Origin of the sequence: Vibrio sp. 2-2(8), from assembly GCF_963888495.1 — a bacterium.
In the GTDB taxonomy this organism is placed as follows: domain Bacteria; phylum Pseudomonadota; class Gammaproteobacteria; order Enterobacterales; family Vibrionaceae; genus Vibrio; species Vibrio anguillarum.
The window spans coordinates 1-2050 of the sequence record NZ_CAWPJM010000029.1 but is presented as its reverse complement, the minus strand read 5'-3'; the positions used below and the strand labels follow the sequence as shown (position 1 = coordinate 2050).

At 36.9% G+C, this 2050-nt stretch carries 1 protein-coding gene; it reads right to left on the bottom strand.

Annotated features, from left to right (window positions below; translation table 11 throughout):
• Window positions 1-283: 283 nt before the first annotated feature.
• A complete protein-coding gene (locus AACV12_RS09200; protein WP_170901607.1) occupies window positions 284-1363 on the bottom strand; it encodes a type I restriction endonuclease in 1080 nt (359 codons plus the stop codon).
• Window positions 1364-2050: the final 687 nt, after the last annotated feature.

Here is a 2050-nt window from a genome sequence, read left to right as displayed (position 1 = left end):
AAGCTCTGCAATGAAATTGCACACAAATTAAATATGCGCCCACGCAAAAGACTTGGGTATAGAACACCACTGGAGTATATTCATGCGCATCTTTAAAAAGTGTCGCACTTCAAACTTGATACTAAGCATAGATACTCACAATTTCCGATTGATAGCTAACGCCGCATTAAGGGGCAGACAACGCCGCCACAGAATTAAAATAGACAACCGTAAACACAAATTTTCAAGTAAACCACAAATGCCACGCGTTGACTGTCCCTCTTAAATGCTTTGTTATGTGTTTTTACTCATATAATGCAAGGGTGCTTTGTAATTGTTCACTGAAATTGAATATATCATCCACAGTTTCGATCGGATGCCGAGTTTCATTCTTAGCTTCATCAAAGATACCAATATATTTCTGCTTAGTATTAAACCACAAACGGCATAGAGGCTTACGATTGTTATCATCTAGCAGAATTCCAAAATAGCTTTGAGTATCACGCGCACAAACTCTCTGTACTTCTACTTTTTGCCTAAGTATTGCTTTGACTATATTAAAACCTTCAATTTCTTCTTCTGTAGTAAGAATTTTAGATTTTTCTGAACTTTCATTTACGTCTTCAGCAGGAATAACTTGAGTTTCAATATTCGTTGATTCTTTGACGTCAGCGCCAATAGCTGATTTTAGACGGGCATTTATACTGTCATTGAGAAACTGCTTTAAAGATTTAGTGGTAATGTCTAGAAATTGAGATTTAACTTTTGCAGTTTGAACACCGTCATAGACGCGAGAAGTAAAGAACTTCACAAAATCTTCTTCTGGGCTTTGGAACTGTTCACCTAGAACTTTTTTTATTTGGTTTAAATATTTTAATTCACCTGCTGCATCAACTACAGATTCAACATCAAAGGAGGATTTAGTTAATTTTTTTATTTCAGGGACAACATGCTCATCTAAATTTTCGAGATCTAATGTCAAAAATGGCTTTTCATCCATTTTATTAGGAGCATCCAAATCAGTGAAAAATTGATATTTTGAGCCATTAGTTAAAATGGCAATACGTGCATTTGTTACTGAGAAATATCGAAATAATTGGTTGGCATGCTTTGTTGATAATGGTTCACTATACTTCTTACATTCAATTAGAATTTGAACCACACCATCTTTGATCAACGCATAATCAACCTTTTCCCCCTTTTTAGTTCCAGTATCAGCCGTAAACTCAGGTATAACCTCGTTTGGATCGAATACGTCATAACCAAGGACTGAATGCAGAAAGGGCATAACTAAAGCATTTTTTGTTGCTTCTTCGGTAGCCAGATTAGCCGAAACTTGAGAAACTTTCTTCGAAAGAGCCTGAAGCCGTTCAATAAAATCCATAAAATACTCCATTACATGCATTGAAAAAGATTGATTATACCCAATAAAAGCTAATGGAAACGTCGTTCAGTTAAAAGTTTAAAGTCGAGAAACACATAACGCCCGGCTAAGGGGTTGACAACGCACTGCCGAACTAAAAAAAACACACCTTAAACACTGAACTTCAATTTTGCACTAAAGCCGCCACGCGTTGGCAATCCCTCTTGAGCCGTTTGTTAGGCCAACCGATTGACAACAACACTTTTAAAACCAAAGAACAAGGTTTTTTTACCAACTTAAAACCAACTAAACGATTCATTTATAAACCAAAACGCTAAATCAGCAAAGAAACCAAAAAACTAAAATTGAGCGGTTTGGAAGAAAAGTGACGAGCGTAGCATGCTCGGCGGACGTTTGGATGCTGAAGGTTATTTTGCCGCTGAATACACAGCGATAAACAACCCAACGCGATCAAGAAACAACAAATATGTGATGATTATTTATTGCTTAAGTTAAGCCACAAAACATGGAATTTACTGCTCAATTTCAACTCGATTTAACTGATAAAGACTAACTTTGCCTAACGCCCAATTAAGGGGTGAGCAACGCTACCACCCAACCTAACGCATTGTACCGTAAACACTAAAACTGAAGTAGAAGCAAAATGCCAAGCGTTGGGAATCCCTCTTAAATTGTTTGTTATGGCGC